This window comes from Acinetobacter sp. ANC 3882 (assembly GCF_022549545.1).
In the GTDB taxonomy this organism is placed as follows: Bacteria; Pseudomonadota; Gammaproteobacteria; order Pseudomonadales; family Moraxellaceae; genus Acinetobacter.
This window is the reverse complement of record NZ_JAKZGB010000008.1, coordinates 159,566-180,288: the sequence shown is the minus strand read 5'-3', so window position 1 is coordinate 180,288 and position 20,723 is coordinate 159,566. Positions and strand designations below refer to the sequence as shown.

The following is a 20,723-nucleotide window of genomic DNA, read 5'->3' as shown; positions in this document are numbered from 1 at the left end:
GACAGGTGCTCAATTGATTGATGTGACTCAAGGATAATGTTTACACAGCCACTAATTACGGGTTAAAGCAGAGGTTTTTTGTATAGGCAATGCCTACGCAAAGGAAGAATGACTAAACCCGTAATTTGTGGCAGTGATCACAACAGATTTAGAAATGGAAATGTAAGAATATGAAAAATGCTTATATCATCGATGCCATCCGTACCCCATTTGGTCGTTATGCCGGCGGTCTTGCACCAGTACGTGCAGATGATTTGGGAGCTATTCCCATTCAGGCCTTAATGCAACGTAACCCAAGTGTAGATTGGCAGCAAGTCGATGATGTGATCTATGGCTGTGCCAATCAGGCAGGTGAAGATAACCGTAACGTCGGACGTATGTCAGCATTATTGGCAGGCTTACCTTATCAAGTGCCAGCAACCACAGTAAACCGTTTATGTGGTTCGTCACTGGATGCAATTGCGATGGCTGCCCGTGCCATTAAAGCCAATGAAGCAGATTTGATTATTGCAGGCGGTGTGGAAAGCATGAGCCGTGCCCCTTATGTGATGGGCAAATCGGACAGTGCCTTTGGACGTAGTCAAAAGATTGAAGACACCACCATGGGTTGGCGGTTTATCAATCCAAAACTCAAAGAAATGTATGGTGTGGACAGCATGCCACAAACTGCAGAAAACGTGGCAGAACAGTTCAATATTAACCGTGCCGATCAAGATAGGTTTTCCTTAAACAGCCAGCAACGTACTGCAACCGCACAAGCCAAGGGCTTCTTCTCGAACGAAATCGTGCCTGTGACGATTCCACAGCGTAAGGGCGATGCCATTGTGGTAGAGAGTGATGAGCATCCACGTGCATCAACGACATTGGAAGCTTTAAGCAAACTCAAAGGTGTGGTCAAAGCCGAAGGTACAGTCACCGCAGGTAATGCTTCTGGGATCAACGATGGTGCTGCTGCCTTATTGATTGCTTCAGACGAAGCGGTGGAAAAATATCAACTCAAGCCACGTGCCAAAATCATTGCAGCCACCACAGTGGGTGTTGAACCACGGATTATGGGTTTTGCACCTGCACCTGCCATCAAGAAACTGCTCAAGCAGGCCAATTTGACTTTAGATCAAATGGACGTGATTGAGTTAAACGAAGCCTTTGCCGCACAAGCCCTAGCTGTGACCCGTGATTTAGCTTTGGCGGATGATGATGCACGAATTAACCCGAATGGTGGTGCAATTGCCTTGGGTCATCCACTCGGTGCTTCAGGCGCGCGTCTGGTGACCACAGCTTTAAACCAGCTTGAACAAATCAAAGGTGAATATGCCTTGTGTTCGATGTGTATTGGTGTCGGTCAAGGCATTGCTCTGATTATTCAACGTGTTGATCAAAATTAAGGAATAGCGAATGTCAGTTTTTCAATCTGCCGATACACAGATCAATTATCAAACTTTTGGTGATTCCTCTTCCCCTGCTCTAGTATTTTCCAACTCCTTAGGCACCAACTATGGAATGTGGCAGAAGCAGTTCAATTATTTTAAACAACATTTTTATGTGATTTGTTATGACACCCGTGGTCATGGTTCATCATCAACCCCAACAGGCCCCTATACGCTCAAACAACTGGGTGAAGATGTCGTCCGCTTACTTGATCATCTAGATATTGATAAGGCAATTTTTTGCGGCATTTCCATGGGAGGTTTGACTGGTCAATGGTTGGCAATTCATTATCCACAACGATTCAGCCACGTCATAGTCGCCAATACTGCGGCAAAAATTGGTCAAGAACAAGCATGGTTGGATCGTGCAACATTAGTCCGTGAACAAGGTTTACAACCCATCGCAGCCACTGCCGCATCGCGATGGTTTACAGATCCCTTTATCCAAAGCCAAACAGCGATTGTAAATAATCTATGTAACGACTTAAGTGCTGGCAGCGCTATAGGCTATGCCAATTGTTGTGAAGCTTTGGCTAAGGCGGATGTTCGTGATCAGCTTTTCGAAATCCCCATCCCGGTTTTAATTATTGCAGGCACACAAGACCCTGTGACCACAGTGACAGATGGACAATTTATGCAACAGCAGATCCCAAATGCTCAACTGGTCGAAATCAATGCATCACATATTTCGAATATTGAACAGGTAGATGCATTTAACCAAGCATTATTCAACTTTATTAACAAAACCTAAGTCAAAACAAAGCGCTGCTGCATGAGCAGCGCAATAACCCGATAGAATTAGAAAACAGATCAACCCTGTCCAATACAGTTTGGGCTTAGAACATGGATACCTATATTTGATTTTTTAAATGGATTTAGCGCCTATTGAATCTTTGATCGAAGTTCAGTGGCTCTCAGCATAAGGATGATGCAATGCATATCAACCCAGCTCAGAATAATACAGTTTCAAACCCGTTATTTACGCCTAAAAATATGAAACGGGCATGGTTAATTACAGCACTTTTAGTACTGTTTCAAATGATTAATTTTGCTGATAAAGCAGTCTTAGGCCTTGTTGCCGAACCAGTCATGGCGGAATTAGGACTCACGGCGACCCAGTTTGGTTTTATCGGCAGTGCCTTTTTCTTCTTGTTCGCAATCTCTGGGATTGCCGTTGGCTTTATGGCAGAAAAAGTTCAAACACGCTGGTTACTTTTAATCATGGGTTTGAGTTGGGCACTGTTACAGTTTCCTATGCTTTTAGGCAGTGGCCTCACCACATTATTGGTGACACGTATTGTACTCGGTGCAGCAGAAGGCCCTGCTTCATCAATCTCATTAACCCATGTCCAAGGTTGGTTTGAACCCAGCGCTCGGGGTTTTCCGAGTAGCCTTGTTGCTTCAGGAACAATGCTTGGACCGATTGTTGCAGCACCCATTTTGGCTTACATCATTGCCCATCCGAATTGGGGCTGGCGTTGGGCTTTTGGTTTTCTCGGTGTTGTAGGTATCATCTGGAGTCTGTTGTGGCTCTGTATTTGCAAAGAAGGTCCCTATAGTCATTTTCATAAAATTCAAGACTCAGCGACTCCTCCTGTTCCCGCAACCAAAGAGGTTGAGCACAACAGTCAAAGTATTATCTCTTTTGTTGATCATTTAAAACCTGTCCCTATTTTCAAGATTTTTTTCTCGCAAATGTTTATCTCCGCTTTTCTGGCTGGCCTAGGCTGTTTTTGGTCATTGGGTTTTCTAACCACATGGGCCGTTAAATATATTGCATCGAGTCACCAATTCTCTCCTGAAATGATTGCTTTTATTTCCAGTTTCCCTTGGATTCTAGGTGCGATTACCTTGGCAATCGCAGGCTATATTTCTAAAGTGCTGTTGCAAAAAGGGAGAAGTGTTCATGTCGCTTTTGGCGTGGTCTTTGGCTTACTTTTATTATTTTCAGGTTTTGCCTTTTATCTGCTACCTCTTTCAACAGGAAACCTTAATCTACTCCTCATCACAGTTGCAGCTGGATTTTCCATGTGTTTTCCACTGGCGACAATGACGGTCAGTTATAGCGTTTGCCCTCAACAACGTGCCGCCGTTATGGCAACCTTAGTTGCAACGGCATCCATTGGTGGAATGATTTCACCAACAATGGTGGGATATTTAATGGATCACGCAGGTTATATCAGCCCGGCCAAAGGTGTCCCACTCACAGCACAAATGCTAGAAAACCTGACTACAGGAATGAACCAAGGTTTTCATTATATTGGTCTCTATTTGGTGGTCGTTGGTCTAATCAATATTTTCTTTCTCAATCCAGACCGTTTAGCTAAAAAATTGATGCGCTGATTTTCCAGCACGTTAATCAACGATACAAGCAAAAAAATAATACTAAATAGGACAATATTTCTTGCATTTTTTCGGGAAAGCTATGCCAGTTATAGCTTTTCCGAAATCAAAAACAATAATCATTAGCATTAAAATCAAATCCCATATTATCCTGTTTTAAATTTAGTCAATGCCAAATCATCATTGTTGATTTGATCAAGGCAAAAGGACATTTATCTAGATTTAACAGGACATCAGCATGTTGTTACCCTCATCTAAAGCTAGCAACAAAAAAATAATCCGTATCTTTCAACTGACCATGATGACCTTACTTTGTAACTCTGCAAAGACTGCCATGGCTGATGATCATTCCATACCAATGAATCAGGCTCCTTCAAAAGTTGCTAAATCGACGCTTCCGACGATTAAGGTGGTTGCTGATCAGGTTAATCCCACAATTTATGCGGGCGGCCAAATATCTCGAACTGGGCAAATTGGAATTTTGGGCAATAAGGATTATATGGACACGCCCTACAGTCAGGTCAGTTATAGCTCAGATACCATTCGCCACCAACAAGCGCTCAGTGTTGCTGAAACACTGACTACAGCTGATGCTTCTGTTCGTACAACCACGGGGAGCACCAATCGCTACGACGCACTCACCATCCGTGGCTTTCGGATTGAAAATGATGATATGGCTTTAAATGGATTATTTGGTCTGGTTCCTGCTTATCGTGTTGGTGTTGATCCTGTTGAACGTATTGAACTGATTCGCGGTGCCAGTGCTTTTTTATATGGAATGTCTCCATTCGGTGGCATTGGCGGCAATGTCAATGTCGTAACAAAGCGAGCGGATAAGCAGTCGCTCACCCAAGTGACAACTGAATATAGTTCTGATCAACACTTCGGTATCCATGCTGACCTAGGACAACGTTTCGGTGAAAATCAAGAGTTTGGTCTACGACTGAACTCAGCATATCGTGATGGTGATACCAGTATTGACCATCAAAATTCAAGGAATAGTTCACACTCTTTAGGAATAGACTACCAAGCAGATCGTTTCAATCTTTCCGCAGATATCATTTATCAAAAAGATATGATGAACCGAGCGGTACGCGGTCTAACGCCTATCGTAGGAATTCGCATCCCCAAAGCACCAGACCCCAACATTAACTTATCCGCTTTATTTGATTATTCTAATGCTAACAGCTTAACTTTTTTGACCCGTGGCGAATATCAACTCAATGATACTTTCAAGATATACGGTGCAGTTGGCCATAATCGCTTTGAATATGACAAACAAGAAGCACCAGGGCTAACGATATTAAATAGTAATGGCGATACACGTTCGAACTCAAACTTCCAGCAGGGCCATAACACAACGGTCTCAGCTGAGCTTGGCACTCGAGCTACAGTATCTACGGGACCCCTTCAATATCAATTGGTTTTAGCTGCAAATACCTTCCGCCAACAGGGATGGTTTGGCCAAACTAAATATGGTAATTACCTCACCAATATTTATCATCCAACTTATCCAGATAGTCCAGGAGAGCCCATTTCTATTACACCAGAGTCAAAAAGTAATGAAACCATTTTAAAAAGTATCGTCTTAGCAGACACATTATCTTCGCCCCAAGAGCAAGTTCAATTCACAATCGGTCTACGTCATCAGCAGGTTGAAACCAGTAACTTTTCAGCTAATGGTGAAAAAACTAATCCTTATCATGAAAGTGCGACAACCCCTTCATTTGCTTTGGTATATAAACCATTTAAACAGCTTTCTTTTTATGCCAACTACATTGAGGCCCTAACCGCAGGTGCAAAACCGCCAGCCGATGCGGCAAATTTTAATCAGGTCTTCGCCCCTTATAAATCTAAGCAATATGAGATTGGGAGTAAATTTGACCTAGGTGCTTTTGGTGGTACATTCGCACTTTTTCAAATCCGTATGCCTACAGGCATAGTCGACCCAGAAACCAATATTTATAGTCTAAAAGGTGAACAACAAAACCGAGGTGTTGAGTTAAATGGTTTTGGAAATATTAGTCCTACACTGCATTTTCTAGGTGGTGTGACTTATTTAGATGGGAGATTACGTCGGACACAAAATCGTGAACATGACCATAATCATGCGATTGCTACACCGCAGTTCCTTGCCAATTTGGGTCTGGAATGGGATACCTCTTTTGCTCCTCAATTGACACTAACAAGTCGTATCATACATAGCGCAAAAGCTTATGTAAGCACAGATAACAGCCAATCTGTACCAGACTGGTCACGCTTTGATTTAGGTGCTCGATATCGTACCCAAATTGGTCATACACCTATTACCTTTCAGGCCAACTTAAATAATGTTTTTAATAAAGCCTATTGGGAAGCCAATCCTAGTAGCTATATGACGATGAGTACACCAAGAACGCTGTTACTCTCAACGACTTTCAATTTTTAAAGTTATCAACCTAGCTTCCTTCATTAAAGTATTGCCAATACAAGACTTTTTTCATTTCCAATAGAAGAAAAATATTAAAGCTCTCTTATTTAAAATAATTAAAACGCTTTTAAAGTATAAAGATATACCCACAAGGTAATGGAAAATTACATAGATAAATCATCATAATTTTATTCAATGAACAAGGCATGTTCATCTGTGAATCATTTCAGCATCAGAAATAAGATTTTCAAATTATTCACACTTAAATCATAGCGAAATAAGGATATCTAAAAATTGAAAAATCATGAACCTACTTATCGGTCAATCTATCAACATGCTCTGTTTAGAAATGGAATTTTAGGTCTAAGTTGTGCCTTACTGGTAGGATGTAATTCATCTTCAAATTTAGAAACGCCTCCTACGTCAAAACAGATCACCATCAAACGAGATAGCTTTGGTACGCCACATGTCTATGCAAATGACACCTATGGTCTTTTTTATGGCTATGGTTATGCAGTGGCAACCGATCGCTTATTTCAGATGGAAATGTCAAAACGTACAGGCCAAGGCACTGTTGCCGAAGTACTAGGGCCTGACTATCTGCAATACGATATTGCAACACACAGCCGTTTTGATCCAGAAAATATCAAACAGCAACTTGCCCAACTTTCCCCAGAAGACCGAGCTATTTTTGATGGTTATGCAGCTGGGTTTAATAAACGGGTCAAAGAGGTCCTAGCCAATCCAGAACTCATGCCAAAAGAATTCATCGATTATGACTTCAAACCCTCTACATGGCAGTCAGAAGATATTGCACTGGTATGGGTTGGCTTAATTTTAAACCGTTTCTTCTCGGCAAGTTCAGAAGTCGCAAATTTAGATCTGCTCACCCAATTACAAAAGGAAAAAGGTCAAGAGCAAGGCTTAAAAGTCTATCAACAGTTACGTTGGTTGGATGACCCAACTGCCCCGACCATTATCCAATCTGACCAGAAACCACAATTTTCAGCCCGCCAGCAAGCAAAGACCAAGCAGATTTTGCCGATATCAAGCACAGCCACAGCGCACTATTTAGCTCAAGCACGTATTGCCATGGGTAAAAGTGTGGTTGATGGGGTACCGACTGCAAGTAATGCTTGGGTTTTAACAGGTGACAAGACGGTAGAAGGACAAACCGTTTTATATAATGGCCCGCAACAAGGATGGTACACCCCTGCCATTACCTATGGGATTGGTTTACACGGCGCTGGCTATAATTTAACAGGCATTACCCCTGTAGGCTTACCTGCTATTTTATTTGGAACCAACGGCAAAATTGCATGGGGTTCAACAGTTGGATCCCTAGACACCAATGATGTCTATCAACTCAATGTCAACCCAAGTAATGCCAAGCAATACCTGTATAAAGGCAGCTATATTCCATTTGACTATAGACAGGTCAAAATCAAAGTCCGCAGCCAAGCCGACTATGTATTGGATGTCTATAAGAGCAAACAAGGTTTTGTCAGTGCACGGGATGAAAAAAATCATACCGCCTATGCACAAAAACGGAGCTGGGAAGGTGTCGAAGTTGATACCTTATTGGGTTGGGCCAATGCTGCGAAAGCGACCAATTGGGAGGAGTTTCTCAACCAAGCCAAACGTGTTGCAGCATCCATCACATGGTTCTATGCCGATACCAAAAACAATATTGGTGTCGCTGCGTTGGGACGTTTACCAATCCGTCTAGAAAACCAGCACATTCAGCTGCCTGCACAAGGTGACGGCTCAATGGAATGGCAAGGTTTCTACGATTTCTCGCATAATCCTAAACAATATAATCCTGAAAAAGGCTATATCAGTAGTTGGAATAATAAAGCGTATGCAGGTTTACGCTCTGATTCATCCAATTTTTCACATGTAGATCGCGTCAATGAACTGATTGAACCGTTGCAAAGCAAACAGAAATTAAGCCAACAGGACATTTGGGACATCAATAAAACAGGTGCGTGGTCGGATCTAAATGCGCGCTATTTTATTCCGTACATGATCAAGGCAGCGCAAAGCGAAGAAGCATCCCCTTTGGCTAAAAAAGTTGCTCCGCTATTGGCGGGCTGGGATCTCAAATTACGCCCAGACAGTGAAGCTAAATATTATCAAGGTGCAGCACCTGCCATCATGCGTGCATGGCTGAATCAAATGATTGTATTGGTATTAAAACCAAACTTATCCGAAAGTATTTATCAACGTTATACCGACACCCTTTATCCAGTCAATAATGATCCTCGCAGTGCTCAACCAGCTAGCGCATCAAAATTAATCTGGAATGCCCTACAAGGCAAACAGGCAAGTGTTCCACAACATGTTGATTTCTTAAAAGGTCAAAGCGCAGATGAGGTGGTGTTGACTGCGTTGGAGAATGCTTTAAATGAGCTATCCAAGCAATACCAGTCGACTGAACCGAGTGACTGGAAAATTCCTGTTGCGACCATGGGTTTTTCTGCCAAAAATTCAGTGGGTATTCCATGGGCTGATCTTGCACATCAACAAAAGCTAAGCACGTATGGCAATACAGGCAGTGCAACCTTTAGAGTGGTACTCAATCCGAATCAGGTCAGTATGTGTTCAATCTTAGCCCCAGGCCAAAGTGGTTTCATTGATCGACACGGCAAACCTGATGCCCATTTTGCAGACCAATTGTCATTATTTGAAAACTACACATGTAAGGATGATGCCGTTGATCAGAAGCAAATTGAGCAATCCAGTCAACAAAGTATAACTTTAGACTATTAAAAGACTCAGCTGACATTGAGGCTTCTGTTAAAGCAGCAAAATATCCACAAGATATTTTGCTGCTTAGATTACATTTAAATCATTATTTATGGAAATGATGCACAAATCTTAAAATCACACTGGTTCCTTGTGGCCGATTTTCGGCATCTTGCTCGAAATAGGCATTTGCAACCAAATGATCATGTTGTGAAAAGCTATACATTGCTCCGGGACCAATGGCCCAGACTTGCTCACGGCGACCTTTCACCTTTTCATCATCGACTTCTGTATCAGTGATTTGTTTTAACCAATACCCATTTAGCCCCAAACGGAGTTGCGGATTCACTGCATAGCTGGTTTCAAAGTTTGCATGGAAAGCTTGCCCTGCCTGCATGTCATCAGCATTGCCAAAACTAGAATTTGGATCATCATTTTTAAAGTTATACAGATAATGTAATCGCGTTGATACCGTCCATTGAGGATTTAACCAATAAGTCGCAGCCCAATACGGATCTAAAGACACGGCATTTGCACTTGGGTTAATGTCTTTGTTGCGATCATAGCGTCCTGTTGGAAAATTCATTTGGAATTCAAAACGATGAGAAAATTTTGGTCCATTTTCTCCCATAATCGGATCAAACTGAATAAATGGCCCAATCAGCAAATCACCTAATCCTCGTTGAGCCTTAATTGCCTGATGATTCAAACCATCATCCACATCAATATGCCCAAGGATAGGTACCAACATATTTAAACCGATATTTCCACCCGCCACTTTAATATCAGACATATAGCTGATTTGCTGGACGATCGCCTGATAATCAATTTCTGATCGAGGTAGTGGAATTTTGTTGCCTTGTGCATCTCGAATACTATCGGCACTATAATTTTGGAAATAGGTTTGTGCATACCAACCTGTCCCTGCAGGAACAGCACCATCGACGAAACTCGACATACCTAAATTAATGGTGGGTAGATCACCGGAATAAACAGCACCAGAACTGCACAACAAAGTTAAAGCGATCGATTGTTTTTTCATTTTAATATCCTTATTTTACGCAAAAAGATCCTCAAGGAGATGTCAAATGCCGACATCTCCTCGTTTTGCTGTTTAGAATGAATTGACTTAGTAGCGAATCATTACCGATTTCAACTCGGTATAGTCCTCGATAAATGCATCCGAGAATTCACGTCCCACTCCTGATGCTTTTACTCCGCCAAAAGGCACTGCTGGATCAAGGAAGGTATGCATATTGACCCAGATAGAACCTGCTTCCACACGAGGAATTAATCGTAATGCTTTCGACAAATCATTAGTCCATAAACTTGCGGTTAAGCCAAAGCGTGAATGATTCATCATTTCAATTAACTCATCATCACTGTCAAATGGCGTTACAGAAATCACAGGGCCAAAAGTTTCCTCCAAAAATAAAGGATCATTGATATCTTTCACCGCAAGCAAAGTTGGTTCGACAAAATAACCCGTTTTCTCCAGTACCTTTCCGCCTGAAATGATCTGCTGATTTTGCTGAGCCAAATCAAGATAATGTTTTACTTTTTCAAGATGTGGTTTATTCGATAAAGGTCCAAGCATGCTTGATTCATCTAGCGGTGAACCAATTTTCAGTTGTTGAATTGCAGCGGCTGCCTTTTGTACCAACTCATCATATTTAGAGCGGTGGACCAAGAAACGCTCAGGTGCTGCGCAGACTTGCCCTTGATGCACATAAGTTGCTTGCAACAAGGTAGGTAAAATTTCATCGATATTGGCATCCGCTAAAATTGCCGCTGCATTTTTGCCACCGAGTTCTAAACTGATATGTTTTAAATCATTGCCAGTTGCCTGCTTACCAATCGCAATTCCTGTTGGCACAGAACCTGTGAAGGAAACTTTTTTGACTAACTTCGAGTCGATTAAGTGCTGACCTGTTTGTCCTGCACCTGTTACGACGTTAATGACACCCGCTGGAATTCCCGCTTCAATCGCAAGCTCAGCTAAACGTAATAAAGAAAGTGTAGTGAACTCACTCGGCTTCACAACAATAGTACAGCCTGTAGAGAGTGCTGAACCAATCTTCCAGATCCCAATCATCAATGAAAAATTCCATGGCACAATGCCTGCCACTACACCAACAGGTTGACGTATGCTATACGCAGTGTATTTTTCACCATTTGCGGATGGAATCGATGGCTGCATGGTTTGACCATGAATTTTGGTCGCCCAACCCGCAAAATAACGTAGAAAAATAACAGTATTGGCTACTTCCAGATGTCTAGCCAAATTAATTAACTTACCTGTAGTCAAGGTTTCCAACTGTGCTAATTCTTCAGAATGCGCTTCAACCAAATCTGCCAATTTATTCAGTTTGATACCACGCTCGTAAGGCGAGGTGTTGGCCCACGCATTGGTAAATGCAACATGTGCACTGTGTACTGCTTTTTCGACATCACCCTGACTGCCCACAGCAATGGTTGAAACAACCTGTTCAGTTGCAGGATTAATTAATTCTATACGTTGCTGATTGTCTACATTAACCCATTTACCATCAATAAAATGACCATGTTGACGCTCAATAAATTGCTGAACACTCGCTAAAACTTGTACTTCACTCATCTTTCTATCCTCGTTTTAATACAACTAAAAATAAAATCATCAAGCATTATTGACGATAAAATCAGCACCGCGCTCACCAATCATGATTGCGATGGCATTGGTGTTTCCACTTGGAACTTGTGGACATATTGAGCAGTCGATGACTCTTAAATTTTGGAATCCATGTACTTTTAAGTTTTGGCCCGTGACGGAATCCTGTGCAGAATTCCCCATTTTGCAGCTACCTGCTGGGTGATAAACGGTCTTGATATTTTGGCGCATCCATTTATCAATCCCGGCGATATCATCTGGTTCAACATTTGCAGGCTCAATAACCTCTTTTACAACCGCCTTTAAAGCAGGTTGTTGCAGCAAACGTAGACCGGCCTGAATCGCACGAATATTGGCATCAATATCATCTTGATGACCCAAAAAATTAGGATCGATAATCGGCAATGCTTTAGGATCTGAGCTTTTTAAGCGAATTTTGCCTCGTGCTTTTGGCTGTATATGCCCTGCTTTGATCGTAAGACCATGGACTTCCGTTTCCGCTTTTTCGCCAGGGGTATTATCGAAATTATCCAGCACAGGTAAGAAATGGAACTGGACATCAGGTCGCCCAAAATTAGAAGTATCAATAAAACCCGCACCTTCTAAAATATTGGTTGTCAGTAATCCTGAACGGGTGAAATACCATTGAATTCCATGTTTAAGTGCTTTAAAACCTTTGTCATTTCCAATCAGGCTATTTTGTGTCGTGACTGTGGCATTGAGAGAGACGTGTAAATGATCATGAAAATTATCGCCCACAGGTAAATCTTGTCGACAGGTAATCCCGAGTTCTTCCAAATGTGCTTTCGGCCCAATGCCTGATAACATCAATACTTTCGGGCTTCCTATTGCACCCGCACTTACAATCACTTCCTTTTTAGCCTTTACGGTGACAGGTGTGGCACCTTTCACACTAAAAGTCACGCCTTTGGCAACATGCCCTTCAATTTCAATTTTGTGAACCAATGCTTCGGTTTGAACGGTTAAATTAGGATGATTAAGGACAGACTTTAAATAGGTTTTTGATGTGCTAGCACGCTCACCATTTTTAGTTGTGGTTTGATAAAAACCTACGCCATCCTGATCCCAACCATTAATATCCGTAACATATTTCATACCCATTTCCTGACCAGCTCGAATACAGGCCAAAGTTAATGGATGACGGTAACGGTTTTCACTCACAGGTAAAATGCCATTTTGCCCGTGATATTGATCACCTAAACTTTCATTATTTTCAGCTTTTTTGAAAAAAGGTAAGACATCCTGATAGGACCATTGATTACAACCCCATTCTGAAGCCCATAAATCATAGTCATGACGCTGACCACGGCAATAAATCATGCCATTCACTGAACTGCCACCACCGAGTACTTTGCCTTGTGCAAGAATCATTTCACGCTGATTACAATGCTGTTGCGGTACCGTCATATACGGCCAAGACTTTTGCTGAAATACTTTAATCACGGTTGCTGGAATTGTATGGAAAATACTGCTGTCCTTTTCACCTGCTTCTAACACGAGTACCGAGCCAGCTTTTGCCTCTAGTAACCGAGCTGCAACGACACAACCTGCTGAACCTGCACCTATGATGATGTAGTCGTATTCGCTTTTCATAATTGTCTCTACTTAAAATCCTTTAGTAGAATTTGACATTTATTGGGTCACTTGTTCTTGTCAAAATGCGACGGAGATAGGGTAAAAAAGTGACATGCAGACTATAAATAACAATAATAAGCTTATGTTTTTGCTCTAAACGCTTTAGGAGAGATCCCTACGATCTTTCTAAACAATTTTGAAAAATGCGCACTGTCTCCAAAGCCCCATTTCATCGCCATTTCTGTAATAGATAAGTTCTTATTTTTATTGTCTTTAAGATCATATTGAACTTTTTCCAGTCTACGCATTTGAATATATTTATGGATTGAGGTTTCTTCGTTCTTGAATAAACGATATAGCTGTCTGATAGAAATATTTAAATGATCCGCAATCATTTGGGCATTCAAATTAGGATGGACTAAATTTTCTAAAATAAATCGTTCTGCTTTCAACCTGTGATGGTCGATCATTTCGATATTTTTATAATTAATGGTCGGTTTAATTAAAGCAATTAGGGCATCTTCAAATGCATTGCCATCTTCTTCTGCATACCAAAGTTCAATGTTTGCTGCTGATAAACCTTGCAATAAACATTTGAGCAGATGACCACTCATATTTGAGGTAATTAATTTGCCAAAATAATCAGTTGTAATACCTTGCTTGAATAATTTTTCGCGAGAGAGGTGTACAGAAATATGTGTAAATAGCCCTTGAGGATACATTTCAATCGTTTCATTCGGGTCCAGTAGAACGATATCCCCTTCATTTAAACTAATGTCCTGATTCTTATAGCTAATACGCATTTTCCCCGTATGTTGCAAAACCAGAAAACAGAAACGATCGTTGACTCGGTCCGCCATTCCTTTTTTTCTTAAAAAATAAATCGCATTACTTTTAATAAAGACAATTTCAGTTTCGCCCAATAAAAAAGACTGTACTTCACCAATAAATAAATCAGGTTGCTTATCAAAACTGGTTTTAAAGTCACCACAAACATTTTGAATATTTTCAGACCATTGTGTCATTTCACTTTTTTTATGCTTATCCACCCTTATTTCCCTCGAATAGATCGATGAAATCAGTTTTAAGGCATCCTGCCTCTAATTAAAACATTTGGCCTATACAGTTAAAGAAAGAAGAAAAACCTGAGATTAGGCCTGGCTATCATCATCTAAAATCAATGCCCAATTAAAAAACCGACAAGAACATACATTCCTGCCGGTTTTCAGCAGGTTATGCAATTCCGGCAATATCTTTCAGAATCTTGATGAAAATCTCTTTTTCATCATCTGGATATTTTGCAAACACCTCATTTTGATGGCTGTCTGCAATATCAAACAGATAATGGGCTGTTTTCTTGCCTTTTTCTGTCAATTTAAAAAAGCCATCACTTTCAAGTAACAAACCATCTTTTTTCAAGATTGTCGCAGCTTGCTCGACTTCACGCATTGGCATGGCAATATCACGTGGCAAATCCGCTTTGTTTGAAGCTGTTCCACTGCCTAGTACTAATAACAGACGTGCCTCACTGGTACGGAATCCTGTCACTAATTGCTTTGGGATATAGTCAGTTTGATAAAATTTAAATGCGCGGCTCATCAGATAGCAAACATTGCCATATAAATGGCCCTGATACATTTCGCCTACATCCTCGTCTTCACCTGTCTCTTTCAACTGCAATAACGGATGTGGAATGACACCAGAATATGCGCCTTGGTGATAAACCAAAGGACTACGTCCTTGATCATGAAAATTCACTACTTTGCCAACGATAATCCAGTGATCACCACCTTCAATAATCTGATGGCGTTCACATTCAAAAACTGCTGAACAATTCTCCAACATTGGTGCAGAACCAGCGCCTTCCCGATAGTTTGTACCTTCGTACTTATCAATATTACGGCGTGAAAACTTATTGGACAGGTCAATTTGAGAACCTGACAAAATGTTTACGGCAAAATGCGAAGCCTGTTCAAACACGGGGAAACTGGATGAGTTTTTATCAATACTCCATAAAATCAGCGGTGGGTCCAAAGACACTGAATTAAAACTATTGGCCGTCACGCCCACTTTTTCACCTTGTTCATTTTGCGCGGTCATGATGGTGACGCCTGTTGCAAAATTACCTAGGGCACGTCTGAACTTCATTGGATCTATTGTGATTTCATCCATTGTTTTTAATGAGTTCATTATTCTCTCCTGAATCTTTTATCCTATTTTCGGCCTGTATCTGATAGGGATTTATCCTATTTAAATCCCTTAAATATCGAGTACCAACCGTGCTGACTTAGAGCGGGAACAACACACCAATATTTGCTCGTTGCTGGCTTTTTCTTCATCGGTAAAATATACATCGCGGTGGTCTGGTTCACCTTCAATCACATCGCACATGCAGGTACCGCAAACGCCTTGCTCGCATGACATCTCAATCTCAATGCCTTCACGAGCCAAGGCTTGCAAAATGGTTTCTTCAGAGTTGACCAAAATGATTTTGCCACTGCGTTCAGCCACCACTTCAAAAGCCTCACCACCTGTTTCCACTTCAACCTGAAAATATTCTTTATGAATTTGCTGTTCAGGAAAGCTTTGTGTAACCGCCAAATTAATCACCCAGTCCATAAAGCCATTGGGCCCACAAGTATAAATATGACTTGCAGCATCAATGCCCTTAATTGCGGATTGGAAAAATTCACGATGGCTGGCACCCTCAGATTTAAAATGAAAGGTGGTAAAGGGTGCTAATGCGCCTGTTTTAATTTCATCAACAAAAGCGCAGCGTTCAGGGCTAGCACCACAATAATGCAACTCAAAAGATTCGCCTTCTTGCGCCAATTGATAGGCCATGGTGATTAATGGCGTGATGCCGATACCACCGCCAATCAGCACTGAATGTTTTGCTTTCACCAAAGGGAAAAGATTTTTAGGTTCACTGACCTGAATCTGCATGCCGTCTTTCAATTCATCGAATGCAGAAATTGAGCCACCACGAGATTCTGGATCACGTAAAATCCCTAGACGGAATTTTCCGAGGTCATTCGGATTTTGGCAAAGTGAATATTGACGTACCATGCCATTGGGTAAATGCACATCAATATGGGCACCAGCCTCAACTTTTGGCAAAGCTGTCGATGTTGCAGATTCAAATTCCATGACTGCAACATTTTCACCTTCAACATGTCGGTTTTTGACAACAACATTATAAAGTGTAGTCATGATTAATCTCCTTTTACGCGTTAAACCAATGGCTTAACGCATAAATAATCCACCGTTAATATCCCATGTCGCACCCGTCACAAAGGCTGCACTTGGGCTTGCCAATAAAGCACAGGTTTCAGCAATGAATTCCATACTACCCAATGCTTTGACCGGTATATTTTGAATAAACTGCGACATTTTTTCGTCAGATACCACGCTGTGTACGATTGGCGATTCCATAGGTCCAGGAGCAATGGCATTCACAGTAACGCCCTTAGCTGCAAACTCTTTGGCAAAGATTTTTGTCAATGTCACAATGGCACCTTTAGTCGCTGCATAGTGCGCACCTGTTGCCGTCCCGCCATTTTGACCGGCTAAAGAAGCCATATTGACAATACGGCCATAGCCTTGATCTGCCATATATTTGCCAATGATCTGACAGGCTTGAAAAGTGCCACGTTGATTGACTTGCGTAATCCAATCAAAATCAGCAGCAGTGATGTCCAAAACAGGTGTTGCTTTGGTGACCGTGGCATTGTTAATCAGCACATCCAGCTTGGAAAAATTTTGTGTAATCCACTGCACAGCTGCATGAAAATCAGCTTCAACTGAAATATCTAATTTCAGTGGGAACAGATTTTCGGCATGTGGACTACGTGCTTTGGCAGCCTCAGCCTTTTCCAAGGTACTTGCAGACAGAATGACCTGATGACCCTGACTGGCAAAATATTCTGCAATGACATTACCCAAACCAGAAGCGGCGCCAGTCACTAAAACAACCTGTTTCATTTTTGTTCTCCTAGAGAATGTAACTGATACCCGCTAAAGTATCGGTAGAGTTAACTAAATTGATAATTTTACGATTGATTTTAAAGCCCTGATCGGTATCACGAGCTAAATGAAAGGTCACATCAGCAGTGTAATGTTTCAAACTTTCTTTACGGAACTCGCGTAAATTTTGTGCACAACGTAAGATAATTTCACCATCTTGATCTTTGATGATACGAACACGTGACACACTACGCACGGTATTGGCCTTTGGAGATGCTGAAATCGCTTCACCATTTTCTAAACGGGCAACACGTAATTTGCGCATATGATGATCGTCATAGGCATAGTTCAAATTATTTTCGTAATCGGTCAAACTTGAGTCGATTGGAATGATATAAACACCCTTTTCATTCCATAAATTAAGCCACGCATCATGTTCAGAATGATCCAACATATCGGCTTCAGCCCAGATAAACGCGGTCACTTCATTCAATAAATTTAAATCAATTTTCATCGCGCTCTCCTTAAGCCGTCATCAACTTTTTCCACTGCTGATATGCAGCACGCATGCCTGTTTCAGCGCTCACATCGCTCTTTAAACCGTCTTCAGTTTTGACTTCGCCAGGCAGACCGCGATTCAACATGATCCATAAATCATTACCTGCGTTGGCACCGTGCTGTACACGCTCCCAAGCCTCTGAATCATCTGGTGTACCGAAACCAAATGGGCCTTGGAAATGTTCATGCAGACGTAAACGATATTGGTTGGCAATTTGTGGACCACCATCCATGGTAATCACAGAATGGTGAATTTCAGTTTCATGTGCAGAAATCGGCTGCATCACTCGGAAGAATGCCATTGAACAGGCAATATTCGGGAACAAGTTCAAGTTGAATCCAGAACCACCAACTGCACGAACCATACGGCGAACTTCAAGTTCAGCATGACCTTCGTCACGTAGTGCTTGTGCTAAATCTTCGAAACGCTCCTGAATCGGACGTTCCATTAACTCTTCATCTAAATCAACTAGCTCAGGAATCATCACCATGACACTGTGGCCATTGCCTAAGTCTTCGACATAACCAGGTTGATTTTCAAAGTTAAATAATTCTTCAGTCTTTTCATCCACAGAACTTAAGAATGACTTGTGCACCAATGGAAAATGGTAAGCATCCGTAGTATTTTCCAACTGAATTTTCCAGTTACCTGGGAAACGGAAACGATGTTCACCCAAGACTTTAATTGGATAACCAGCACCTTGTTTCATGAACAGATCAATCCATTTTTTTGCAGCACCCAGAAAATCTTCTAAGGGTTCAATATCCTGTTTGAAGGTCGCGAAAATCATGCCGTTGTATTCTTCAACACGAAGGCTGATCAATGGAAATTCTGATTTATCCAGACATTCACCATAACTTTCTGGAGAAGGTACACCACGTAATGAACCATCAAGTGCATAACTCCAGCCATGGTATGGGCAGACAAAACTATTGGTTTTACCTTTTTTATGTTCACAGACCGTTGCAGCACGGTGACGGCAGCGATTGAGTAAGACATGCACTTTTTTCTTACGATCACGGACTACAACAACAGGTTGCTTACCAATATTAATGGTTTTATAGCTACCACCTTCTGGAATCTCGCTGGCATGTGCCACCCAAACCCAGGTACTGTAATAAATTTTTTCCATCTCATCTTCAAAGATCTGTTCATCTTTATAAAGGGAGGTATGCGCACGATCACTTTGCACTAAGCTACTGTAATCGATATCAATATTTTGCATTGGGATAATCTGATTCATGTCACTGATCCTTTTCAATTTGTCCTTTGCCTTAACGCTGGTCTGGTACTGGCAATTCAGCTGTACTGTTCCAATGCGCGACTGGGCGACTAAAAATATTTTCCGTCTGGAAATGTTTGATCTTCCAACGACCATCATTTTGCTGTTTAAATTTCACGCTGAGCTTGGCAGCATTTAAATGGCTACGACCATCTCTAAAGGTTGAGGTTTGCAACATCAGCCATGTTGCATTGGCTTGATCCTGCTCAATGTAAATTTGTTCAGAACTGACAAAGTGAGCATTCATAACGAAATGAGACTGCTTTTGGGTATAACTTTTAAACATGCTGTAAATTGTGTGCCATGAGTCATATCGACCAAAAGATTTGGCATATTTCTCGCCAATGCCTTCCCAAATACTGTCGGCATCAAACAAGTCCATCAGCTCATCTAGGTCAGTATTGGCATCTAGCGCATCACATATTTCCATATAGCGATTGATACAGTTACGAATCGCATTTTGTGCTTCAAGTTGCGCCAAACGTTGTAGCACTGTGCTCAAATCCATTTGCTCATTCATCCTCTGATCTCACATCCATTTTCTATCTCGATTTATAAACCTTGGTTTATAAATAGCCTGGTGCTGGTTTTAGACCAAAGCTGACGAGACCTGCATTTTGTAAGGTGGCATCACCCATAAATGCATGTTGGGTTACCACATTGGTGTCATTCACAAAACGGCTAAACACGTTATTGCTATAAATCGCGGTCATGCCTGCCAGCATTTGCATTTTGCGTGCAACTCGAGCACAAACACGCGCAGCATGTGTACAGGCCAAACGCATATCACTCACTTGCTCAACACTCGGTGTACGACCTGCAACCACTTCTGTCCAAACAATGTCCATCGTGTCGTAGAACCAGTTCCGTGCTGCTTTGAACTCGGCATCTGACTGAGCAAACTCATATTGAGTGACAGGACGACTGGCAATTTCAGCACCACCTGTAATCGAAGCCTTACCTGGCGCAAGTTGCTTAAATTCGTCCAGCGCTGCCGCTGCCACACCAATACCAACAACTGTCAACACTTGGGTAGCAAGCGATAAAGAAGGATATTTAAAAAAAGGTTCAGGTAACTTTGACGGTTCACCGCGGACAAAGGTCCACTCTTTACTGACCAAAACATTCTCTACCACCAAATCGTGGCTTCCTGTTCCCTTTAAGCCAACCGTGTCCCAAGTCATATCAACTTTGGCCTGATTGGCTGGCATCACCGCCATGCGTGGTAAACCTTGTGCCTCATTGTCTTTTTGAGGCGAAATCCCGACACCGACAATATCTGCCCCCATACAGCCACTCGAAAATTTCCAGCGACCGCGGACGACAACACCCTCATCGGTAATTTCGGCAGGTTGCGGTGGGAAAATGCCGCCAGCGAATACGATGTCTGGACTGTCTTTATATAAAGTCTTCAAGGTGTCTTCTGGTAAGCTGCCTAAATAAGCGGGACTCATGCCAAAACTTGCCACCCATCCCACTGACCCATCTGCTTTAGACAACTGCTCAATCAGTTCACAAAATTGTTTTGGCGACCATTCATTGCCACCAAAACGCTTCGGTACGAGTGCACGATAGACACCGAGTTTTTTTAATTTATCGATAATGTCCTGACTGACATAGGCTTGATCATCAAACTCGCCAGTACAGGCACGTTCACGGATTTCCTGACACAAAGCTGCCAATTCGGTGGCATTGGTATCAGCAACAAATTCCTGCATAGATAAATTATTCATCACCTAACTCCT

The 20,723-nt window shown here is 41.8% G+C and carries 16 protein-coding genes; 5 read left to right on the top strand and 11 right to left on the bottom strand.

Annotated elements, in window-relative coordinates; genetic code table 11:
* Nucleotides 1-170 precede the first annotated feature (170 nt).
* The 5 genes from pcaF to MMO42_RS14725 all read left to right on the top strand — a co-directional run bounded on the left by pcaF (nt 171) and on the right by MMO42_RS14725 (nt 8,952).
* Nucleotides 171-1,385, top strand: coding sequence for a 3-oxoadipyl-CoA thiolase (pcaF, locus tag MMO42_RS14745; protein ID WP_241321086.1), 1,215 nt, complete (start codon nt 171-173; stop codon nt 1,383-1,385).
* Between the two features lie 10 nt (nt 1,386-1,395).
* Nucleotides 1,396-2,178, top strand: coding sequence for a 3-oxoadipate enol-lactonase (gene pcaD / locus MMO42_RS14740; protein WP_241321085.1), 783 nt, complete (start codon nt 1,396-1,398; stop codon nt 2,176-2,178).
* A 182-nt stretch (nt 2,179-2,360) separates the two neighbouring features.
* A complete protein-coding gene (locus tag MMO42_RS14735; RefSeq protein ID WP_241321084.1) occupies nt 2,361-3,770 on the top strand; it encodes an MFS transporter in 1,410 nt (469 codons plus the stop codon).
* Between the two features lie 238 nt (nt 3,771-4,008).
* Nucleotides 4,009-6,198, top strand: a complete 2,190-nt coding sequence (locus MMO42_RS14730; RefSeq protein WP_241321083.1) for a TonB-dependent siderophore receptor — start codon at nt 4,009-4,011, stop codon at nt 6,196-6,198.
* Nucleotides 6,199-6,519: 321 nt separating this feature from the next.
* Nucleotides 6,520-8,952: a penicillin acylase family protein gene (locus MMO42_RS14725; RefSeq protein WP_277603354.1), complete on the top strand. Its 2,433-nt coding sequence runs from the start codon at nt 6,520-6,522 to the stop codon at nt 8,950-8,952.
* Between the two features lie 82 nt (nt 8,953-9,034).
* Here the strand turns inward: MMO42_RS14725 and MMO42_RS14720 are convergent, their stop codons facing one another.
* The 11 genes from MMO42_RS14720 to MMO42_RS14670 form a co-directional block, all read right to left on the bottom strand.
* Nucleotides 9,035-9,970 (bottom strand): transporter, encoded by a 936-nt coding sequence (locus tag MMO42_RS14720; protein ID WP_241321082.1) that lies wholly within the window; start codon nt 9,968-9,970, stop codon nt 9,035-9,037.
* An 87-nt stretch (nt 9,971-10,057) separates the two neighbouring features.
* Nucleotides 10,058-11,545 (bottom strand): aldehyde dehydrogenase family protein, encoded by a 1,488-nt coding sequence (locus MMO42_RS14715; protein ID WP_241321081.1) that lies wholly within the window; start codon nt 11,543-11,545, stop codon nt 10,058-10,060.
* 39 nt (nt 11,546-11,584) lie between these two features.
* Nucleotides 11,585-13,189, bottom strand: coding sequence for a GMC family oxidoreductase N-terminal domain-containing protein (locus MMO42_RS14710; protein ID WP_241321080.1), 1,605 nt, complete (start codon nt 13,187-13,189; stop codon nt 11,585-11,587).
* A gap of 122 nt (nt 13,190-13,311) precedes the next feature.
* Nucleotides 13,312-14,253, bottom strand: a complete 942-nt coding sequence (feaR, locus tag MMO42_RS14705) for a transcriptional regulator FeaR (protein WP_277603353.1) — start codon at nt 14,251-14,253, stop codon at nt 13,312-13,314.
* Nucleotides 14,254-14,404: 151 nt separating this feature from the next.
* The gene (locus MMO42_RS14700; RefSeq protein ID WP_005292528.1) at nt 14,405-15,361 is read right to left on the bottom strand and encodes a p-hydroxyphenylacetate 3-hydroxylase reductase component; all 957 of its coding nucleotides are present in this window, start codon (nt 15,359-15,361) and stop codon (nt 14,405-14,407) included.
* A gap of 69 nt (nt 15,362-15,430) precedes the next feature.
* On the bottom strand, nt 15,431-16,384 hold the full coding sequence (locus MMO42_RS14695; protein WP_241321079.1) for a PDR/VanB family oxidoreductase: 954 nt from the start codon (nt 16,382-16,384) through the stop codon (nt 15,431-15,433).
* Between the two features lie 33 nt (nt 16,385-16,417).
* Nucleotides 16,418-17,155, bottom strand: coding sequence for an SDR family NAD(P)-dependent oxidoreductase (locus MMO42_RS14690; protein WP_241321078.1), 738 nt, complete (start codon nt 17,153-17,155; stop codon nt 16,418-16,420).
* A gap of 10 nt (nt 17,156-17,165) precedes the next feature.
* A complete protein-coding gene (locus MMO42_RS14685) occupies nt 17,166-17,651 on the bottom strand; it encodes an aromatic-ring-hydroxylating dioxygenase subunit beta (RefSeq protein WP_241321077.1) in 486 nt (161 codons plus the stop codon).
* Nucleotides 17,652-17,661: 10 nt separating this feature from the next.
* A complete protein-coding gene (locus MMO42_RS14680) occupies nt 17,662-18,939 on the bottom strand; it encodes an aromatic ring-hydroxylating dioxygenase subunit alpha (protein ID WP_241321076.1) in 1,278 nt (425 codons plus the stop codon).
* A gap of 31 nt (nt 18,940-18,970) precedes the next feature.
* Nucleotides 18,971-19,498, bottom strand: coding sequence for a nuclear transport factor 2 family protein (locus MMO42_RS14675; protein WP_241321075.1), 528 nt, complete (start codon nt 19,496-19,498; stop codon nt 18,971-18,973).
* 46 nt (nt 19,499-19,544) lie between these two features.
* A complete protein-coding gene (locus MMO42_RS14670; protein WP_241321074.1) occupies nt 19,545-20,711 on the bottom strand; it encodes an acyl-CoA dehydrogenase family protein in 1,167 nt (388 codons plus the stop codon).
* Nucleotides 20,712-20,723 lie beyond the last annotated feature (12 nt).

Bases quoted from the DNA above. Each gene is read 5' to 3' on its own strand.
- MMO42_RS14735 (WP_241321084.1), top strand. From the start codon at position 2,361: ATGCATATCAACCCAGCTCAGAATAATACAGTTTCAAACCCGTTATTT.
- MMO42_RS14695 (WP_241321079.1), bottom strand. From the start codon at position 16,384: ATGACTACACTTTATAATGTTGTTGTCAAAAACCGACATGTTGAAGGT.
- MMO42_RS14700 (WP_005292528.1), bottom strand. From the start codon at position 15,361: ATGAACTCATTAAAAACAATGGATGAAATCACAATAGATCCAATGAAG.
- MMO42_RS14690 (WP_241321078.1), bottom strand. From the start codon at position 17,155: ATGAAACAGGTTGTTTTAGTGACTGGCGCCGCTTCTGGTTTGGGTAAT.
- MMO42_RS14670 (WP_241321074.1), bottom strand. From the start codon at position 20,711: ATGAATAATTTATCTATGCAGGAATTTGTTGCTGATACCAATGCCACC.
- MMO42_RS14730 (WP_241321083.1), top strand. From the start codon at position 4,009: ATGTTGTTACCCTCATCTAAAGCTAGCAACAAAAAAATAATCCGTATC.
- MMO42_RS14715 (WP_241321081.1), bottom strand. From the start codon at position 11,545: ATGAGTGAAGTACAAGTTTTAGCGAGTGTTCAGCAATTTATTGAGCGT.
- MMO42_RS14685 (WP_241321077.1), bottom strand. From the start codon at position 17,651: ATGAAAATTGATTTAAATTTATTGAATGAAGTGACCGCGTTTATCTGG.
- MMO42_RS14720 (WP_241321082.1), bottom strand. From the start codon at position 9,970: ATGAAAAAACAATCGATCGCTTTAACTTTGTTGTGCAGTTCTGGTGCT.
- MMO42_RS14680 (WP_241321076.1), bottom strand. From the start codon at position 18,939: ATGAATCAGATTATCCCAATGCAAAATATTGATATCGATTACAGTAGC.
- MMO42_RS14710 (WP_241321080.1), bottom strand. From the start codon at position 13,189: ATGAAAAGCGAATACGACTACATCATCATAGGTGCAGGTTCAGCAGGT.
- pcaF (WP_241321086.1), top strand. From the start codon at position 171: ATGAAAAATGCTTATATCATCGATGCCATCCGTACCCCATTTGGTCGT.
- pcaD (WP_241321085.1), top strand. From the start codon at position 1,396: ATGTCAGTTTTTCAATCTGCCGATACACAGATCAATTATCAAACTTTT.
- MMO42_RS14675 (WP_241321075.1), bottom strand. From the start codon at position 19,498: ATGAATGAGCAAATGGATTTGAGCACAGTGCTACAACGTTTGGCGCAA.